Origin of the sequence: Marinobacter sp. DSM 26671, assembly GCF_900112835.1 — a bacterium.
Classification (GTDB): Bacteria; Pseudomonadota; Gammaproteobacteria; order Pseudomonadales; family Oleiphilaceae; genus Marinobacter; species Marinobacter flavimaris.
In genome coordinates this window covers 1-14,343 of sequence record NZ_FONF01000008.1, presented here as the reverse complement: position 1 = coordinate 14,343, position 14,343 = coordinate 1, and the positions used below count along the sequence as shown (strand labels likewise).

General features: G+C 54.4%; 22 protein-coding genes. 5 read left to right on the top strand and 17 right to left on the bottom strand.

The genetic code is table 11. The features are described 5' to 3' along the window. The first annotated feature begins 143 nt into the window (after positions 1 to 143). The 4 genes from BM035_RS10600 to BM035_RS10585 all read left to right on the top strand — a co-directional run bounded on the left by BM035_RS10600 (position 144) and on the right by BM035_RS10585 (position 3,153). Entirely contained in the window at positions 144 to 962 is an 819-nt protein-coding gene (locus BM035_RS10600) for a transporter substrate-binding domain-containing protein (RefSeq protein WP_092031758.1), read from the top strand. Between the two features lie 153 nt (positions 963 to 1,115). Beyond that, complete coding sequence (locus BM035_RS10595) at positions 1,116 to 1,781, top strand: amino acid ABC transporter permease (RefSeq protein WP_008169533.1); 666 nt, start codon at positions 1,116 to 1,118, stop codon at positions 1,779 to 1,781. Next, on the top strand, positions 1,781 to 2,434 hold the full coding sequence (locus tag BM035_RS10590) for an amino acid ABC transporter permease (protein WP_008169529.1): 654 nt from the start codon (positions 1,781 to 1,783) through the stop codon (positions 2,432 to 2,434). Before BM035_RS10595 ends, BM035_RS10590 begins: the two co-directional genes overlap by 1 nt. Next, positions 2,431 to 3,153, top strand: a complete 723-nt coding sequence (locus BM035_RS10585; RefSeq protein ID WP_014576841.1) for an amino acid ABC transporter ATP-binding protein — start codon at positions 2,431 to 2,433, stop codon at positions 3,151 to 3,153. The genes BM035_RS10590 and BM035_RS10585 overlap by 4 nt, the downstream gene beginning before the upstream one ends. A gap of 88 nt (positions 3,154 to 3,241) precedes the next feature. Here BM035_RS10585 and BM035_RS10580 read toward each other — a convergent pair whose 3' ends face one another. The 17 genes from BM035_RS10580 to BM035_RS10500 form a co-directional block, all read right to left on the bottom strand. Beyond that, entirely contained in the window at positions 3,242 to 3,634 is a 393-nt protein-coding gene (locus BM035_RS10580) for a hypothetical protein (protein ID WP_092031757.1), read from the bottom strand. Positions 3,635 to 3,664: 30 nt separating this feature from the next. Next, a complete protein-coding gene (locus BM035_RS10575) occupies positions 3,665 to 4,984 on the bottom strand; it encodes a serine hydrolase domain-containing protein (RefSeq protein ID WP_254775477.1) in 1,320 nt (439 codons plus the stop codon). A 22-nt stretch (positions 4,985 to 5,006) separates the two neighbouring features. Next, positions 5,007 to 5,753, bottom strand: coding sequence for an SDR family oxidoreductase (locus BM035_RS10570; protein ID WP_008169520.1), 747 nt, complete (start codon positions 5,751 to 5,753; stop codon positions 5,007 to 5,009). 113 nt (positions 5,754 to 5,866) lie between these two features. Next, a complete protein-coding gene (locus tag BM035_RS10565) occupies positions 5,867 to 6,286 on the bottom strand; it encodes a DUF4399 domain-containing protein (protein ID WP_405420962.1) in 420 nt (139 codons plus the stop codon). A 75-nt stretch (positions 6,287 to 6,361) separates the two neighbouring features. Continuing rightward, positions 6,362 to 7,273: a serine hydrolase domain-containing protein gene (locus tag BM035_RS10560; protein ID WP_254775475.1), complete on the bottom strand. Its 912-nt coding sequence runs from the start codon at positions 7,271 to 7,273 to the stop codon at positions 6,362 to 6,364. A gap of 219 nt (positions 7,274 to 7,492) precedes the next feature. Continuing rightward, positions 7,493 to 7,825: a YnfA family protein gene (locus BM035_RS10555; protein WP_092031749.1), complete on the bottom strand. Its 333-nt coding sequence runs from the start codon at positions 7,823 to 7,825 to the stop codon at positions 7,493 to 7,495. Positions 7,826 to 7,886: 61 nt separating this feature from the next. Continuing rightward, entirely contained in the window at positions 7,887 to 8,429 is a 543-nt protein-coding gene (locus BM035_RS10550; protein ID WP_092031745.1) for a DinB family protein, read from the bottom strand. A gap of 65 nt (positions 8,430 to 8,494) precedes the next feature. Continuing rightward, entirely contained in the window at positions 8,495 to 9,091 is a 597-nt protein-coding gene (locus BM035_RS10545) for a glutathione S-transferase family protein (RefSeq protein ID WP_008169510.1), read from the bottom strand. 45 nt (positions 9,092 to 9,136) lie between these two features. Continuing rightward, a complete protein-coding gene (locus BM035_RS10540) occupies positions 9,137 to 9,589 on the bottom strand; it encodes a GNAT family N-acetyltransferase (protein WP_008169509.1) in 453 nt (150 codons plus the stop codon). A gap of 37 nt (positions 9,590 to 9,626) precedes the next feature. Further along, positions 9,627 to 9,719, bottom strand: a complete 93-nt coding sequence (locus BM035_RS10535; protein ID WP_075267801.1) for a ChaB family protein — start codon at positions 9,717 to 9,719, stop codon at positions 9,627 to 9,629. Continuing rightward, a complete protein-coding gene (locus BM035_RS10530) occupies positions 9,716 to 9,982 on the bottom strand; it encodes a DksA/TraR family C4-type zinc finger protein (protein WP_008169508.1) in 267 nt (88 codons plus the stop codon). Before BM035_RS10530 ends, BM035_RS10535 begins: the two co-directional genes overlap by 4 nt. 98 nt (positions 9,983 to 10,080) lie before the next feature. Beyond that, on the bottom strand, positions 10,081 to 10,401 hold the full coding sequence (locus BM035_RS10525; RefSeq protein WP_008169507.1) for a DUF2834 domain-containing protein: 321 nt from the start codon (positions 10,399 to 10,401) through the stop codon (positions 10,081 to 10,083). Positions 10,402 to 10,430: 29 nt separating this feature from the next. After that, complete coding sequence (locus BM035_RS10520) at positions 10,431 to 10,928, bottom strand: hypothetical protein (protein ID WP_053114985.1); 498 nt, start codon at positions 10,926 to 10,928, stop codon at positions 10,431 to 10,433. A 1-nt stretch (position 10,929) separates the two neighbouring features. Further along, on the bottom strand, positions 10,930 to 11,250 hold the full coding sequence (locus tag BM035_RS10515; RefSeq protein ID WP_014576852.1) for a hypothetical protein: 321 nt from the start codon (positions 11,248 to 11,250) through the stop codon (positions 10,930 to 10,932). 150 nt (positions 11,251 to 11,400) lie between these two features. After that, on the bottom strand, positions 11,401 to 11,880 hold the full coding sequence (locus BM035_RS10510; protein ID WP_008169502.1) for an acyl-CoA thioesterase: 480 nt from the start codon (positions 11,878 to 11,880) through the stop codon (positions 11,401 to 11,403). A gap of 63 nt (positions 11,881 to 11,943) precedes the next feature. Next, complete coding sequence (locus tag BM035_RS10505; protein ID WP_053114986.1) at positions 11,944 to 12,231, bottom strand: DUF1330 domain-containing protein; 288 nt, start codon at positions 12,229 to 12,231, stop codon at positions 11,944 to 11,946. Positions 12,232 to 12,290: 59 nt separating this feature from the next. Next, complete coding sequence (locus BM035_RS10500) at positions 12,291 to 13,136, bottom strand: LysR family transcriptional regulator (RefSeq protein ID WP_254775482.1); 846 nt, start codon at positions 13,134 to 13,136, stop codon at positions 12,291 to 12,293. A gap of 42 nt (positions 13,137 to 13,178) precedes the next feature. On the opposite strand from BM035_RS10500, the gene BM035_RS10495 reads away from it, so the two are divergent. Continuing rightward, entirely contained in the window at positions 13,179 to 13,985 is an 807-nt protein-coding gene (locus tag BM035_RS10495) for an FMN-dependent NADH-azoreductase (RefSeq protein WP_254775473.1), read from the top strand. Positions 13,986 to 14,343: the final 358 nt, after the last annotated feature.

Genomic DNA, 14,343 nt, shown 5'->3' with positions numbered 1-14,343 from the left:
TGCCTACCAAATGGCAAATTTCAAAAATTTTCACTAAATAATCTACGGTAGTATTTTTACGTATGCTTTTTGCACATAACTCCTATTGTGTAGGCATAACGGACACACACTTTTCGCCCACGAAAGAAAAAGAGAGAATAACTATGATTCGCAAACTAGCACCGCTTGTATTCGCTTGTGCTGCGGTAACCTCCGTAAGCGCGACAGCCGATCAGCTGGACACCGTGATTCAACGTGGCACTTTGAACTGTGGCGTGGTTCTGGATTTCCCACCAATGGGATATTTTGACGAGAACAACGAGCCTGCAGGCTTCGACGTCGATTACTGTAACGACCTGGGCGAGGAGCTCGGCGTAGACGTCAATGTTCTCAACCTGACCTGGGGCGAGCGGATTCCCTCCCTGGTGTCCGGCAAGACTGATGTGGTTATCGGTTCTACCTCCGATACACTGGAGCGCGCCAAGACCGTTGGCTTCACCTACCCGTACTTCGTCTTCAAATTCCAGGTTATCGCCAACGAGGACAAGAACATTGAATCCTTCGACGACCTGAAGAACCTGAAAGTCGGTGCGGCACTCGGCACCACCTACGAAACCGAATACCTCGCGTATGCCGAGCAACAGGGCTGGGGCAAGGACAACTACACCTCCTTCAAATCCGAGAACGATGCGTACCTGGGTCTTTACCAGGGCAAGGTCGACGCAATCATCTCTACCAACACCAACATCGCGACCAAACTGCGTAGCGAAGAGTTCGCAGACTTTGAAGCGGGCCCCTACGTTCCCAACTACGACGACGTTGTGGGCATCATCGCCAAGCGTGATGAGGTTGCCTGGATCAACTACCTGAACCTGTTCCTGGTACGCCAGATTCGGGACGGCAACATGAACGAAGCTTACAACAAGCACTTCGGTACCGATGCGCCGGCCGATCTGATCAAGTCCCTCCGGGACAACAAGTAAGCGCCGAACCGACGGCCGCCAAACAGGCGGCCGTCATTGCATTGGTTCCCGGGTCGGGCACTCACCCTCGCGTGTCCTGACCTAAAATTCTGATCAAGGCCCTTCTCACCGGGCTCTGGTCGAGTTTCCTACCATTCATAAAATGGCCAAGGTATGGACTACGAATTTCACTGGAACGTTGTGTTCCAGAACATGCCCCAGCTGCTGAACGGTGCCTTCGTTACCCTGCACGTATCCGTTCTGGCGATGCTTTTGGGCGTTGTGATCGCAATACTGTTGGCGATCGCCAAAATGAATAACACAAAGTTCTTCAGCCAGGTTGCTACGGTCTGGGTCGAGATCGCCCGGAATACGCCGGCCCTGTTCCAGATCTACATGGCCTATTTTGGCCTTGGAGCATTTGGTATCCACCTCAGCCCCTATGTGGCGGTACTGAGCGCACTGGTCTTCATCAACGCGGGCTACCTGACAGAGACGTTCCGGGGTGGTTTCCAGTCGATCCCGAGCACCCAGTACAGCGCTTCCAAGTCCCTGGGCATGACCAGTATCCAGACGTATCGATACATCATCCTTCCCCAGATGCTGAGACGCATTTACCACCCGATGACCAACCAGTTTGTCTGGTCCATCCTGATGAGCTCTCTGGGCATTCTCGTGGGCATGAGCGAGCTTTCTGGCACGACTCAGCGTTTGCAGTCGCTGTCGTTCCGAACACTGGAGTTCTTCATTGTGGCGGCCGTGATGTACTTCGTGATCACCAAACTCGTGTTGTTCGGGTCATCATTGCTTGCGCGTAGACTCTTCAAGGGGGAAATCTGATGAATTCCTTATTCACACCCCTGTCCTGGAGCGATAGCGGTCTAATCCTGACCGGCGTCTGGAATACCATCATCATCTCCGTTGTCGCCATCGTGGTGGGCACTATTCTGGGTTTGATCGTTGGTTTTCTCCGTGCCGAGAGCAACAAGGCCGTCAACGTCCTTTTCGGTAGCGTGCTAGACGTGCTGAGAAGTGTTCCCCTGATCATCCAGCTTATTCTGTTCTCCACCTTTGTCGGTGCGATGGGGAATCCACTGGCGCCGTTTGTTGCGGGCTCCATTGTGCTTTCGCTGTATACCATGGCCTTCATGAGCGAGGTGTTCCGCAGTGGCTTTGAGAGCGTCAGTCCCTCAATGCAGACGGCAGCGCGCTCACTGGGCATGACCAAATGGCAGACCATCTACCACATTCGGTTGCCGATTGGTTTGCGTGCTGTGTTCCCCTCGTGGCTGGGTGTTGCACTCAGTGTCATCAAGGACTCGGCCCTGGTCTCGGTCATCGGTTACATGGAATTGCTGCGCACGTCGGAGCAACTGATTTCAAGAACCCAGCAACCGCTCGAGATTCTGATCGGTGTTGGTATCTTTTACTTCATTATTTCGTACCCGCTGTCCCACTACGGCCGGTATGTTGAGAGGAAAATGGCAATATGATCAGCGTACAGAATGTCCATAAATCCTTCGGCGATCTTGAAGTACTGAAAGGCGTAAGCCTGGATGTAAAGAAAGGCGAGGTCGTGAGCGTTATCGGGGGCTCCGGCAGTGGCAAGTCAACTCTCCTGTATTGCATCAATGCCATTGAGCCCATCAACAAGGGCAAGATCCTCGTTGATGATGTGGATGTCCATGCCAAAGAGACCAATAAGGACAAGCTGCGCCAGAAACTGGGCATGGTCTTTCAGCAATGGAATTCCTTTCCTCATATGACTGTGCTGGAGAACGCCGCACTGGCGCCCAGAATCGTCAAGAAAATGAGCAAGGAAGAGGCAATTGAAATTGCCAAGAAAGAGTTGGAGCACGTCGGCCTGGGTGACAAGTTCGACGTCTATCCCACCAAAATGTCCGGCGGCCAGCAGCAGCGCCTGGCGATTGCCCGTGCGCTGGCCATGAAGCCTGACTACATGCTGCTTGATGAGGTGACCTCCGCGCTCGACCCGGAGCTGGTCGGCGAGGTTCTGGATACCCTGCGCCTGTTGGCAGAAGAGGGGATGACCATGATCTGTGTGACCCACGAAATGGGGTTCGCACGGGATGTCTCTGATCGGGTGGCTTACTTCCACGAGGGTGTGATCGCAGAGATCGGTGAAGCACGCCAGGTGATTACCGATCCGCAAAACCCGCTCACCCAGAAGTTCCTTTCAAAAGTGCGCTAGAAAGTCGCCACAACCGTGGCGCTGGCTGGGGGAGTTCTTGGACCCGCTTTCCCAGCCATTTTTCCAGCCCGCCCAGAATCCGGCGGCTTCAGTTCCGGTTCTTCAGCACCTCATAAATCTGCCTGACCGCTGCCTCCTGCTTTTGTTTTTCAACCATATCTTCCAGCAGCTCCAGTACCCGTTTTTCGTCGTTGCTCCGAAGACCCGGCCAGTACACATAGGGCACCAGATCTGGATTGCTGATAAAGAACAAAGCGGTTTGTTCCGGATCGTTGGCGATGTCTCCGCGCAGGCCTACGGTAAACTGGCGGCCCTCGCCACCCCGTAGCGTTAACAGGAGGGATTGGTCCTGCTCGATGAATCGGGATTCCTCCACGGTAATGGGCTCTGCCAGATCCGGCACGGAGGTGATGTAGTATTGAAAGCCAAGGAACCCCAGCAGAACAGCAATCAACGCTGCCAGGGCAAAGGATTTGATCATTGAGCGTATTCCATTGTGGTCAAGCGTTCCTCAATCCCTGTTCATTAGGTAGTCTGCGACGGCTTGATATAGTGGCAGAGAGGTTGGGTCGATCTTGCTGTTACTGGCATTGGGAAACGATGCGAAGCGTACCAGAACCATGTTGGCGGTGGGGTCAATGTAGATGGTTTGCCCGTGAACGCCTCGAGCGGCATAAGCGCCATTGGCGTTGTTGAAGATCCACCACATGCTGCGATAGCTTCCGCCGGGAAGGGTGGTGTAGCCAGCCTTGGCAAAGGCCTTTTTGTCGCCGCCGGCCTGGATTGCATTCACCACAGATTCAGGGAACAGTTGCCGATTCTTGTACTTGCCTTTGTTCAGCATCAACAGGCCTATCCTGCCAAGATCCCTGAGCCCTGCGCTCAGTCCACCACCCGCGAAAGGCGTGCCTTTGGCATCGATCGTCATGTAGGCATCCTGTTCGGTGCCAAGGGGGTTCCAGAGACGTTCAGAAAGTAGATTCGCCACGCTCTTACCGCTTACCCGGGCGATTATCCAACCGAGGGCATCAGAATTGACAGTCCGATAGCCGAACGCATCGCCGTGGTCGCCGTTTTGCTCAACGGTTTGCAGGTACTCGAAATAACCCTCCGGTCCACTGTAATCAGAAGGCTTTGGCAAGGGGCTGGCTGCCGCAGAGTATTGCCAGATGTCAGCCTCAGGATCGGCGTAGTCTTCGCTGTAATCCAGCGCGGTGGTCATATCCATAACTTGCCGCACGGTGGCACTACCAAAAGCACTGTTTTTCAGCTCAGGCACAAGGCTGTCCACAGTTGCTTCATCGTCCAGTTTGCCTTCGGCCACCAGAACTTCAGCCAGTAGGCCGGTCAGGGACTTGGTCATCGACATAGCAGCGTGTTTGCCGGTCTCGCTCAGGCAGCCGTTGTAATATTCGTATACGATCTTGCCTTTGTGAAGAATCAGCAACCCGTCGGTGTAGTTCGCAGCCAAAGACTCGCGCCAGTTCATTTGGGTGTCGCTACCCATCGGCATGAACGAAATGTCGTTGATCCCATTATCCATTGCGTACGGCAGTGGATCGGGTGCACCGATGCCGCGGCTGATCCTAGTGGTCGGCAGCAGTTCCCGGATATGACAGACAGTCCAGCGGAGTTTAGGGAAGCTGAAGTAATTGCTTTGGGGGTGGGCGATCAGCTTGTCGTCGGGCGGCGGGAAACCGGTCATCCACTGTAGTGCTTGAGGGTCCGATTCCTCTGCGCTCAGCGGGGCAGAGCCGTGGGTGCTCCCCCACGCGTTCGGGCAGCTTAAAGCGAGTAGCACAAGGACATAAGCAGGATTGAAAGCGGACATGTCCATTCACCTTGTCGATTGATCACATGGCTCTGGAGAAGACTTCAAAAGGCAGGGCTTTTAATACATAGCTTAGCGGCGTCCATGGCCACCAGGGCACGTAGGCCCGGCGCTTCTCCGATTCGATGGCTTTCACCAGGGCCTTTACACCGGTTTCCAGATCCACACGGAAGGGCGCGCTTTTAGTGTCCCGGTTAATATCCGTGAGAATGTAGCCGGGCATAATGTTGCTGACGTTGATCGGCTTACCCTTGGTATCGAGCTGCAGACCTTCCGCCAAAGAGGCTACGGCGGCCTTGGTGGCAGCGTATACGTTCAGTGGACCACGGAAGCCGCGAACACCACTGACAGACGACATTAACACCAGGTGACCGCTGTTCTGCTCGCGGAAGATCTCCATGGCTGCCTCACTCTGGGCAATAGCAGCGATGAAGTTGGTCTCGGCGGTGTGGCGGTTGGCAGCGAAATGCCCACGGCCGATGGGCTGTGAGCTGCCAATACCTGCATTAACCACCACCCGATCAAGACTACCGAGCTCATCCCGGAAGCCCCGGAACACTTCGAACACCTGATCGTAATCGCAGACATCAAGGCCTCGGACGAGTACCCGGATATCCGGATGAGCCTGCTGCAATTCCCGCTGGAGAGCTTCCAGCTTGTCTGCCCGGCGCGCACAGAGCGCCAGATTACAGCCTTTGGCCGCCCATTCGCGAGCCATGCCTTCCCCGAGACCGGTGCTGGCACCGGTAATCAGAATGTTCTTTCGCATCAGCTATCCCCTGGATTCGTTCGGATTATTTGCGCTCACAGTACCATGATCGAACGCCCAGGGGATTGACTGAAATGCAACTCTGCACTGGCCATTCCGTTCAGGGTAGAACGTTACTCCACCATTACTGTGATCTTCTCGGAAACCACTGGCGGGTTGTGCGGCACATGCATGTGATCACCGACCAAAAGCTGCAGCGTGTGTTTACCCGGTGATAGCGTGATCTCGGTTTCGGTTTGCCCGCCACCAAAGTGTCTGATTTGATCCGTTGCCGGGAGGGATTTGCTCAGATCGGACGGTACGTCGGTATCGATCAGCAGGTGGTGGTGTCCGGTGCCTGCTTTTTCCACGCCAGCAGGTGCTACGCCCATGTTCCGCAGACCAAAGACGACTTTGAAGGTTTCGTTTACGGTTGCGCCGTCAGTTGGTTGCACGAAATACACGCCAGCGTTGGCCGGCGCCTCAGACTTCATGCTCTCTGCAATCGCTGCTACTGGCGCGATCAACAGAGCTGAAAACAGTGTAATTGCGATCCTGTTCATTTCGTTTCCTCCTTGGTATTCGCCACCAGTGAGTATAGTTGAGGAAACGTATGCGTGGCGGCCGCTTCAGTTTTCCAAGGCAGGAATTATGTGCTCCTCAATTAACTGGAACTGGCGGCGCAAAAAGGCTGAACCCGGCGAGGGAGGGGTAGGGTCAGAGGTCATCACCACGGTCAGTTTGCGAGCGGGCATCACATACAGTACCTGGCCTCCGTACCCACGCCCGTAATACCCCATTTCGCCGGCGAGCGGCTGCTGGAACCAGCCATAGCCATAGGGATCATCTGTGTAGGCGGACCTTCCGCGTTCAATCCAGGACTCCCGCACCCAGTTTTCCGGAAACAGGCGCCGATCACCAAGGCGGCCTTCATTGCGATAAAGCTCGCCGATTTTTGCCAGGTCCCTTGGCGAAAGAGCCATATTATTGCCACCAAAATAGATCCCCTGGGGGTCCCGGCCCCAGGCAGGAATGGTTATATTCAGTGGCTCGCCCAACCATTCCCGCGCCAGGTCGAGCGTGCTGCGCCCGGCGCTTTCGGTGAGCGCCGCCGAGAGCAGGTGGCTGCTGCCGGTGGAGTAGAGCATGCGACCGCCCGGCTCATCCACGAACGGCCGGGTGAGCACATGGTGCACCCAGTTATCGCTGTTCACCCAGGGGCCATAGTAACGGCCAGATGTCCGCTGCAACCCGGCCTGCAAAGACAGCAGGTGCCCCAGAGTTATCCGGTCCACGCCCTTGGTGGCGGAGGCGGGTACGCGGTCACCGAGCGTTTCAATAACCGGTTGATTGGTTCCCTCGAACACACCTTTTTCGATGCCGATACCCACCAGCGCGGCGAGTACTGTCTTTGAAAGAGATTTGATGTTGGTTGGCGTGTCGAGCCCGGCACTTTTCAAATCCAATGCCAGAACTTCCTGGCCCTCATGGACAACAATCAAGGAGTGAAGTCGCTCAAGGTTTGCAGCCTCTCTGGACACCTCTGTTTGCCAGTCGGCCGTCTCTGAGTGGCTTGGCGGGGTCACCAGGAGCAGCAGTGCGAAAAGCCAATATGAAAAGCGTTGCATAGTGTAAGGAGGCGCTAGCGTCTTCGTTTTGGTAAGTGGAACGTCGATCATATGACTACTGTACGTCAGCGCGCCGAGAGGAGGTCACGGCTTAATCAGATCTGTGGTGATTATCGGGTACGCGATGCAGATTTATGCGCCTCTAGGCGCAAACATGATGATCGCCATGCCGAGCAGGGCTACGCCGGATCCCACCAGATCCCAAACGGTTGGCCGGATACCATCAATAGCCCAAAGCCAGAGAATGGCCATAAAGATATACACACCGCCGTAGGCCGCATAAACCCGACCGGCGGCAGTAGGATGCAGGGAAAGTAACCAGGCAAATGCCGCCAGGCTCAGGGCCCCGGGTACGAGAAGCCAGATGCTCTTTCCCTCGCGAAGCCAGAGATAGGGTAGGTAGCAGCCAACGATTTCAGCCAGCGCGGTGACGAGAAAAAGACCGACTGTCTTCAGTTCAGGCACAGGTTTTTCCTTATGATCGATGAAATGCCGTATTCAATGAGGTTTCGAGATTCGCTTAGGGTTATTTCAAACCCTCGTCTGGAATCAGAGCCAGTAGATCCGTCACCCCGATATCCACCCCGGCCTGTGAGAGCAACGTAGAAACCTGCCCGCGGTGATGGGTCTGGTGATTGAAAAAGTGTTGAAGAAGACTGGAGAACCGACGGTTCGCTGGAACCCCTTTTGTGTTCTGATAACGGAGAACCACGTTCAGGTCGTCATCCGACAACGTGCCAACCCAACAGATAATATGGTTGTCGAGCCAGGCCCTCCGCTCCGACAGTGCGGCGAAGTCCTCAAACAGGATATCGTTCAGTTTGTTGGGTGAGGGCAGATCTACGACTTCCTTCAGGGCAATGCTAAACGTTGGGTGCATGGCGAACCGTTTTAGCCAAATGGTGTCGCCAACAACAATGTGGTTGAGCGTTCCGAGAATGGAGCCGAAGAACGCGCCACGATCCTTGGCCAACTCGGTTTGTTCAAGGCCCCTTGCCGCTCCATAGATCTTTTCATTCATCCACTGATTGTAGGCGGCCATCAATTCGAAATTTGTTCCCAGACTCATTGTCTTGACCCTGTTCGAACTCTTTGGGTTTCATACGGGGATTGGTAGGAAATTACAAAGGACTCCTAAACCATAGGCCTGAAATTCGGTAATGCCGCAACCCGATCCAGCCATGCGCGAATCGCAGGGTAGGCTTCCAGCTCAAAACCACCCTCATCCGCGACGTGGGTGTATGCATAGAGTGAGATATCTGCAGTAGTGACCTTCTCACCCGCCAGGAATGGCGTCTCTGCCAGTTGTTGCTCCATCACCTGCAAGGCCTTGTGCCCGCCGGTTTGCTTGGCGGCATACTCGTCGGCTTTGTCTGCCGGCAGTCCCAGGTACTTGTTGATGAAGCGCGCAACGGCGATAAACGGCTCATGGCTGTATTGTTCGAAGAACTGCCATTGCAGAACGCGGGCCTGAGCGAGGCGGTCATTCGGGTACAGATCAGAGCCGAACGCGAGGTAGTTGATGATGGCGTTGGACTCTGACAGCGTCTCGCCACTATCCAGCTCCAGCAGAGGAATCTTGCCATTCGGGTTCTTTTTCAAAAAATCATCGGATTTTGTGTCGCCCGCCAGAATGTCGACATCAATCCACTGGTGGTCGATGTTCAGCAGTTGGCAAACGAGCTGAACCTTGTAGCAGTTCCCGGATTGGGTATCGCCATAGATTTTCATGCAGTTTCCTTTGCTGGGAGAGCGCCGTTTTTCAGGCCGGGGCGTTCAGGGCTCCGATCCGGGCTGCTTGAGGTCTTTGGTGTAGACATGCGTTGTTTTGGATTGCGTATAACCAACCGCCGGATAAAAGCCATGAGACTCCAGGCGCGTTACATTAGAGCGTACCACCACCCGCGGGAGTCCCATAGAGCTGGACCAGTCTTCAGCAGACTGGACCAATAGCTGGCCGATACCAGCCCTCCGTGCCCGGGAGCCTACAACCAGGCCTGTAATTTCCGCGACAAACAGCTCGCTGAGGAACAGGCGCTTTTCCACTGCTATCCATCCGACGACCGAACCCCCGGAAAGGGCGACGAAAAGCTGATGGTCGGGAGAGTTAGCGATTGCCTCGAGCCATGCTTTCGTTCGGAGCCTGCTGGCTGTGTAACCCCATTCGAGGACCAGAGCGTGAATGCCATCAAGATGATCAGCCCGCCCCGGTTCGATTGAAATGTCCATATTCAAACGCTAGTCCGGGAGGGTGTGCTATGGCGATTCATTCTTGGGATTTGCCTTTGACCCACCTGTCGCCCTCCTTGCGATATTCCTCTTTAACCGCCGCCCAGGCTACTTTGTGGGCCGTCTCTATCGCAGCTGGCTGTCCTTGCTGCCTCTGCGATTGATGCCGCCAGACTGGCTGCGCTCCTTTTCATGGGCCGACTGGCAGTCAATGCACAAACGAACACCGGGAATGGCCTTGCGCCGGGCCTCTGGAATTGGTGCTCCGCACTCATCACATTCCTCGGCACTTTCGCCTTTGGCCAACTGGCTGCGTGCGCGCTGGATTTCATCCTCAACGCTTGCGTCGATCTGTTCCTGAACCGCACCATCACGAGACCATCCGCCTGCCATGGGGCCCTCCGAAGTCTGGCTGACTGAAACCACTCAACGTTAGCATTGTAGCTCGGGTGCTCAAAGATGGCCGACGCTGATTTGGCTGATGCGAACGGTTAAAGCCTACCGGCTTCAGTCTCGCGCCCACCTCGAAGAACCAGATACAGCAAGGGCCCTGCGGAGACAAACACTGCTGTCAGAACGAAAAACGGAACCAGGTAACCCAATCCTTTGCCTCGACGTTTGGCATCCTGGTACATCCAGATGCAAGCCAATACCGCGAGAATGTAGAGATCGATAACAACCTGTGCGGTATCGGGGCTCGACATCAACTGGGCGCCGAATGCGAGGAGCGATTGCTCGGCGCCGGCCATCACCCAGAAGGTGAAGCCCATAAACAGGCAGAGAACGACGAGGGGGAGGGGGGATAGTCTCATAATCTTCCTTGATTTATTTGTTGCTGGAATTAAATGTCTTCAGCGATGCGCTTGAGGGATTCGCCATCAAGAAAATCGGAGTCAATCTTTAGCAGCTTTGCATCTTTGCCGATCACAAAGAGGAAGGCTTTGTTCCCGTGGTCGGAGTAGGCGAGTGAATAGGAATCCTGCGTCCAGGTGGCGACATCTCTGCCGCTGACAAAATTCTCGTGCACGGCCCCGATCAACGTCTGGTCACAATCGGCTGCAGCTGTCTCAAAGAAAACAGCCTCGAAGAAAGTGGCCGCTGGGCAGCCGTATTCCAACGTTTCATCGTGGGTCATGTCTGCGAATGCCAGGAATCGTTTACCTAGCTCGTCGCCGTATCGGAAGATCAACATGTTCTGGCTGTCGCCAATATCGCCAACAGCGGCGAAACCTGCCGGAATGCTGAATCTCAAGTCCGAGTACAAAAGCTCGATTCGGTTACCGGCATGAACAGCAACGGACAAACTTAAAGCAACAGCGATCAATCCAATCTTGAACATCTCAAATTCCCTTTAGTGCCATGTGGATTTCAGAGCGGAAATTCTGGCTGACTTGCAGCTTGCAAATGTAATAAGTCTGACTGTTACCGGAAGCGATGTTTTTACCGATGCCAGCCACTTGTTTCACGATATAGGAGATTCCTGGCTTGCCGCCGCTCGGTCTGGGAACCAGGTCCATGGAAGCTGAGCACGATTGCGACTCGGTTACTGCGGTATAGACGACCTCAGCGGATCGTTCATTGACGGATTCAGGTGAGGCCGTGCCATCGCCCCAGAAAAAGTTGATGGCAGCGGAGACATACTCACGGTCACTGTGATCCATGATCCAATTCCTTTTGTTTACTGAGAGATCACGTCCTCCTGGACGCTTTGCACGTTAGCAAATGATCATTGCGAGAGCGAGTAAATCTACTGCGACCAAGTCACGTTCAAATTCGAAAAAATAGATCTGCTTCAGTTATTTGCGCCGGACTCATTTTTTATGCAGCTCCCTGTAGCGTTCCTCCAGTTCGGCACGAATGGCGCGGCGCTCCTTACCGTTGGCAAATCGCCGGATCTGATCATCGGTACGTGGAACCAGCTGCGGCACGGCGACGGCTTTACCGTTGTCATCAACCGCCACCATGGTAAAAAAGCAGCTGTTGCTATGGCGAACCAACTTGTCGCGGATGTTCTCGGTAACCACCTTGATGCCGATCTCCATGGAGGTACGGCCGGTGTAGTTCACGCTGGCCAGAAAGGTGACCAGCTCGCCAATTTGGATGGGTTGGAGGAACATCACCTGGTCGACGGACAGAGTAACGACATACGTCCCGGCGTAACGGCTGGCGCAGGCATAGGCGACTTCATCCAGGTACTTCAGCAGGGTGCCGCCGTGCACATTGCCAGAGAAATTGGCTTTGTCCGGCGTCATCAGGACGGTCATGCTCAGGCTTGTTGAATTGTTTTCCATGGCGCTTCTCTGTTGGTTTGCTGTCCAGTATAGGCGCCAGGGTGCTGGTGGTGGCAGTAGTTATTAATCGGCCTCGAAAGTCACCAGATCCACATCCGCTGCCTGGGTGCGTAACGGCACCAATGCCTGATAGGCAGGGGAATTGTGCCAATCGGTGGCGGAATCCGCATTGGGAAAGCGGATAACCACCGTATCGGTGTGCCGGTATTGCCCACTCAGCACCTTTGCCCGTGTACCCCGAAGCACCAGCTCCCCATCCCAGGGAACCAGCGTTTCCGGAACAAGGCTGCGGTATTCTGCCCATTTCTCGGGGTCTTTTACGGTGATGTTGCCGATCACGTAGGCGGTCATTGGCGTTCTCCGGTTTTTATTGGGCTGATGTCCATGAAAAATGAAAATGACTGTATGTATTACTGGTTCAGGATATCTTCGATCCAATTCAGGAATTTGGCCGCACTCCTCGTTTCGAAGCTATCCCTACCTGGAACGTAATAGCACAAATCTGATGTTACCGATTGCGTGTCGAAGTGCTGCAGAACGTTGGCCTTCAACAGCCGTTCGACGAGCGTTGTAGAGCAGAACACCAGCCCGTTGCCTGCCATAGCCTGTTGGATCCCGAAAAGCTCCTGATCAAACGTTTTGAGTTGGATATTTGCCCCCTGCAGTCCATTTTTTTCTAACCAATCGGCGAGGGGAGGGGCCGGTAACGCTTGGTTTTTCCACTCCGTGGTAAAAAGGGTTAAAGGGGCATTTTCCCAGGAGGGAGGCGTCATTCCATAGGCACCAAATACATTGAATGACTCAAATCGAATGACATCAGAAGGCTCAGCAACTGAGACATCCCCGAATCGAATGGGAATGATGTAGGATTGGCTGTCGACCGACTCGCCGGTCGATATTTCCACAGAAATCTCGGGGTTGGCTTGTTCGAAATCGTGCTGGGAAGGGATCAGCACCATCGCTGCCAAGGATGATGTCGTCGTCACCCTGACTGTATTGCCTGCCTTCACCACCTCTTCCAAAGCGCTGTCGATTTTCCGAAACCCTTCCGAGGTCGCTTTGGCTAATCGGATACCCGTTCCCGTCAAGGATATCCGTCTTCCTTGCCGATGAAACAGGCTCACATTCAATCGGTTTTCCAGGTTGCCAATATGGTGTGAGATGGCTGTCGGCGTCAGCGAAAGTTCTTCTGCCGCCAACTTGAAACTACCCCGGCGGGCAGCCGACTCAAAGGCTTTCAGCGCCTGTAATGACACCTGCAATGTGAATCTCCAGGTCAATCACGAGTTCATGAACGTTTGGATGAGTTTAATTCATCTGCAAGTGTAATTTTTCCGTTTGTGCAAGTCCATCCAGCGCCACAAACTAGCTCCTGTCATCAATCAGCCAAGGAAATGAACATGAGCACACTATTACACATTGATTCAAGCGTCAGAGCCGCGACAAACCCGAACCCGGATCACGATTCCATCTCGAAAAATGTCGCCCGCCGATTCATTGATACCTGGAAACAGAACCGGCCTGAGGATGAATATATCTATCGTGATGTTGGCGTGAACCCACCCGCTTTCATCACTCAGGATTGGATTGGCGCGGTGTTTACCCCGGAGCAAGATAGGACCCCGGCGCAGCAGGAGACACTGGCACTCTCTGATACACTTATCGCTGAGGTCTCAGCAGCCGACGTTATTGTGATCTCCTCACCCATGTACAACTACGGTATGCCGGCTCAGCTAAAAGCCTGGTTCGATCAGATCGTACGTATCGGCAAAACGTTTGATTTCGATCTCGAACGAGGGGACTTCCCGCTGCAGCCTCTGCTCTCCGGTAAGACATTGATCATCGTGACCTCCAGCGGAGAGTTTGGCTTTGAAAAAGGCGGAATAAGAGAAGAGTCTGGCCACCTGGTGCCGCACCTCAGAACGTTGAGCAAATACCTCGGGGTGGACACCATTTACGAAGTCACCGCTGAATATCAGGAATTTGGCGACGAGCGGCACCGCGTGTCAGTCGCCAACGCCAAAGCTCGAGCCGAGAGCCTTGCTTCAGAGCTGAGCCTTTCAGCCCCGGCGTTATCGTCAAGAAATGAGGTCACCGATGCGTGACCGAATTGATGAAGAGCGTCTGGCAACCTGTTGCATATTCCGGCCCATCGTGACCACCCATTCCGTTTGAACGTGACCGCCTGTTCCGGGCGATCGTGACCGCTCATTCCGTTTTATCGTGACCGATTTCGGGCGTTTTTCCGGAATCGCCGGTCACGATGCCGGAATCACTGCCAACACGCTGGAATTCTTCAACTTTATCCGGCATACCCGTTTCTTTTTCATCACGAGGAAGGGCGGATGCCGGCAGCGAGGATTTCCATGCGACAGATCATCGAGGTCTTGCGCCTCAAGTACGAAGCGGGCCTGAGCCATGAGCGCATTGCCCGTGCCTGCGGGCTCTCCAAGGGCGTGGTCG

What these genes read in the sequence shown, in the direction of transcription:
- BM035_RS10525 (WP_008169507.1), bottom strand. Translation starts at nt 10,401, where the DNA reads ATGAGACTATCCCCCCTCCCCCTCGTCGTTCTCTGCCTGTTTATGGGC.
- BM035_RS10550 (WP_092031745.1), bottom strand. Translation starts at nt 8,429, where the DNA reads ATGAGTCTGGGAACAAATTTCGAATTGATGGCCGCCTACAATCAGTGG.
- BM035_RS10510 (WP_008169502.1), bottom strand. Translation starts at nt 11,880, where the DNA reads ATGGAAAACAATTCAACAAGCCTGAGCATGACCGTCCTGATGACGCCG.
- BM035_RS10580 (WP_092031757.1), bottom strand. Translation starts at nt 3,634, where the DNA reads ATGATCAAATCCTTTGCCCTGGCAGCGTTGATTGCTGTTCTGCTGGGG.
- BM035_RS10590 (WP_008169529.1), top strand. Translation starts at nt 1,781, where the DNA reads ATGAATTCCTTATTCACACCCCTGTCCTGGAGCGATAGCGGTCTAATC.
- BM035_RS10520 (WP_053114985.1), bottom strand. Translation starts at nt 10,928, where the DNA reads ATGTTCAAGATTGGATTGATCGCTGTTGCTTTAAGTTTGTCCGTTGCT.
- BM035_RS10505 (WP_053114986.1), bottom strand. Translation starts at nt 12,231, where the DNA reads ATGACCGCCTACGTGATCGGCAACATCACCGTAAAAGACCCCGAGAAA.
- BM035_RS10530 (WP_008169508.1), bottom strand. Translation starts at nt 9,982, where the DNA reads ATGGCAGGCGGATGGTCTCGTGATGGTGCGGTTCAGGAACAGATCGAC.
- BM035_RS10515 (WP_014576852.1), bottom strand. Translation starts at nt 11,250, where the DNA reads ATGGATCACAGTGACCGTGAGTATGTCTCCGCTGCCATCAACTTTTTC.
- BM035_RS10570 (WP_008169520.1), bottom strand. Translation starts at nt 5,753, where the DNA reads ATGCGAAAGAACATTCTGATTACCGGTGCCAGCACCGGTCTCGGGGAA.
- BM035_RS10600 (WP_092031758.1), top strand. Translation starts at nt 144, where the DNA reads ATGATTCGCAAACTAGCACCGCTTGTATTCGCTTGTGCTGCGGTAACC.
- BM035_RS10595 (WP_008169533.1), top strand. Translation starts at nt 1,116, where the DNA reads ATGGACTACGAATTTCACTGGAACGTTGTGTTCCAGAACATGCCCCAG.
- BM035_RS10575 (WP_254775477.1), bottom strand. Translation starts at nt 4,984, where the DNA reads ATGTCCGCTTTCAATCCTGCTTATGTCCTTGTGCTACTCGCTTTAAGC.
- BM035_RS10585 (WP_014576841.1), top strand. Translation starts at nt 2,431, where the DNA reads ATGATCAGCGTACAGAATGTCCATAAATCCTTCGGCGATCTTGAAGTA.
- BM035_RS10545 (WP_008169510.1), bottom strand. Translation starts at nt 9,091, where the DNA reads ATGAAAATCTATGGCGATACCCAATCCGGGAACTGCTACAAGGTTCAG.
- BM035_RS10540 (WP_008169509.1), bottom strand. Translation starts at nt 9,589, where the DNA reads ATGGACATTTCAATCGAACCGGGGCGGGCTGATCATCTTGATGGCATT.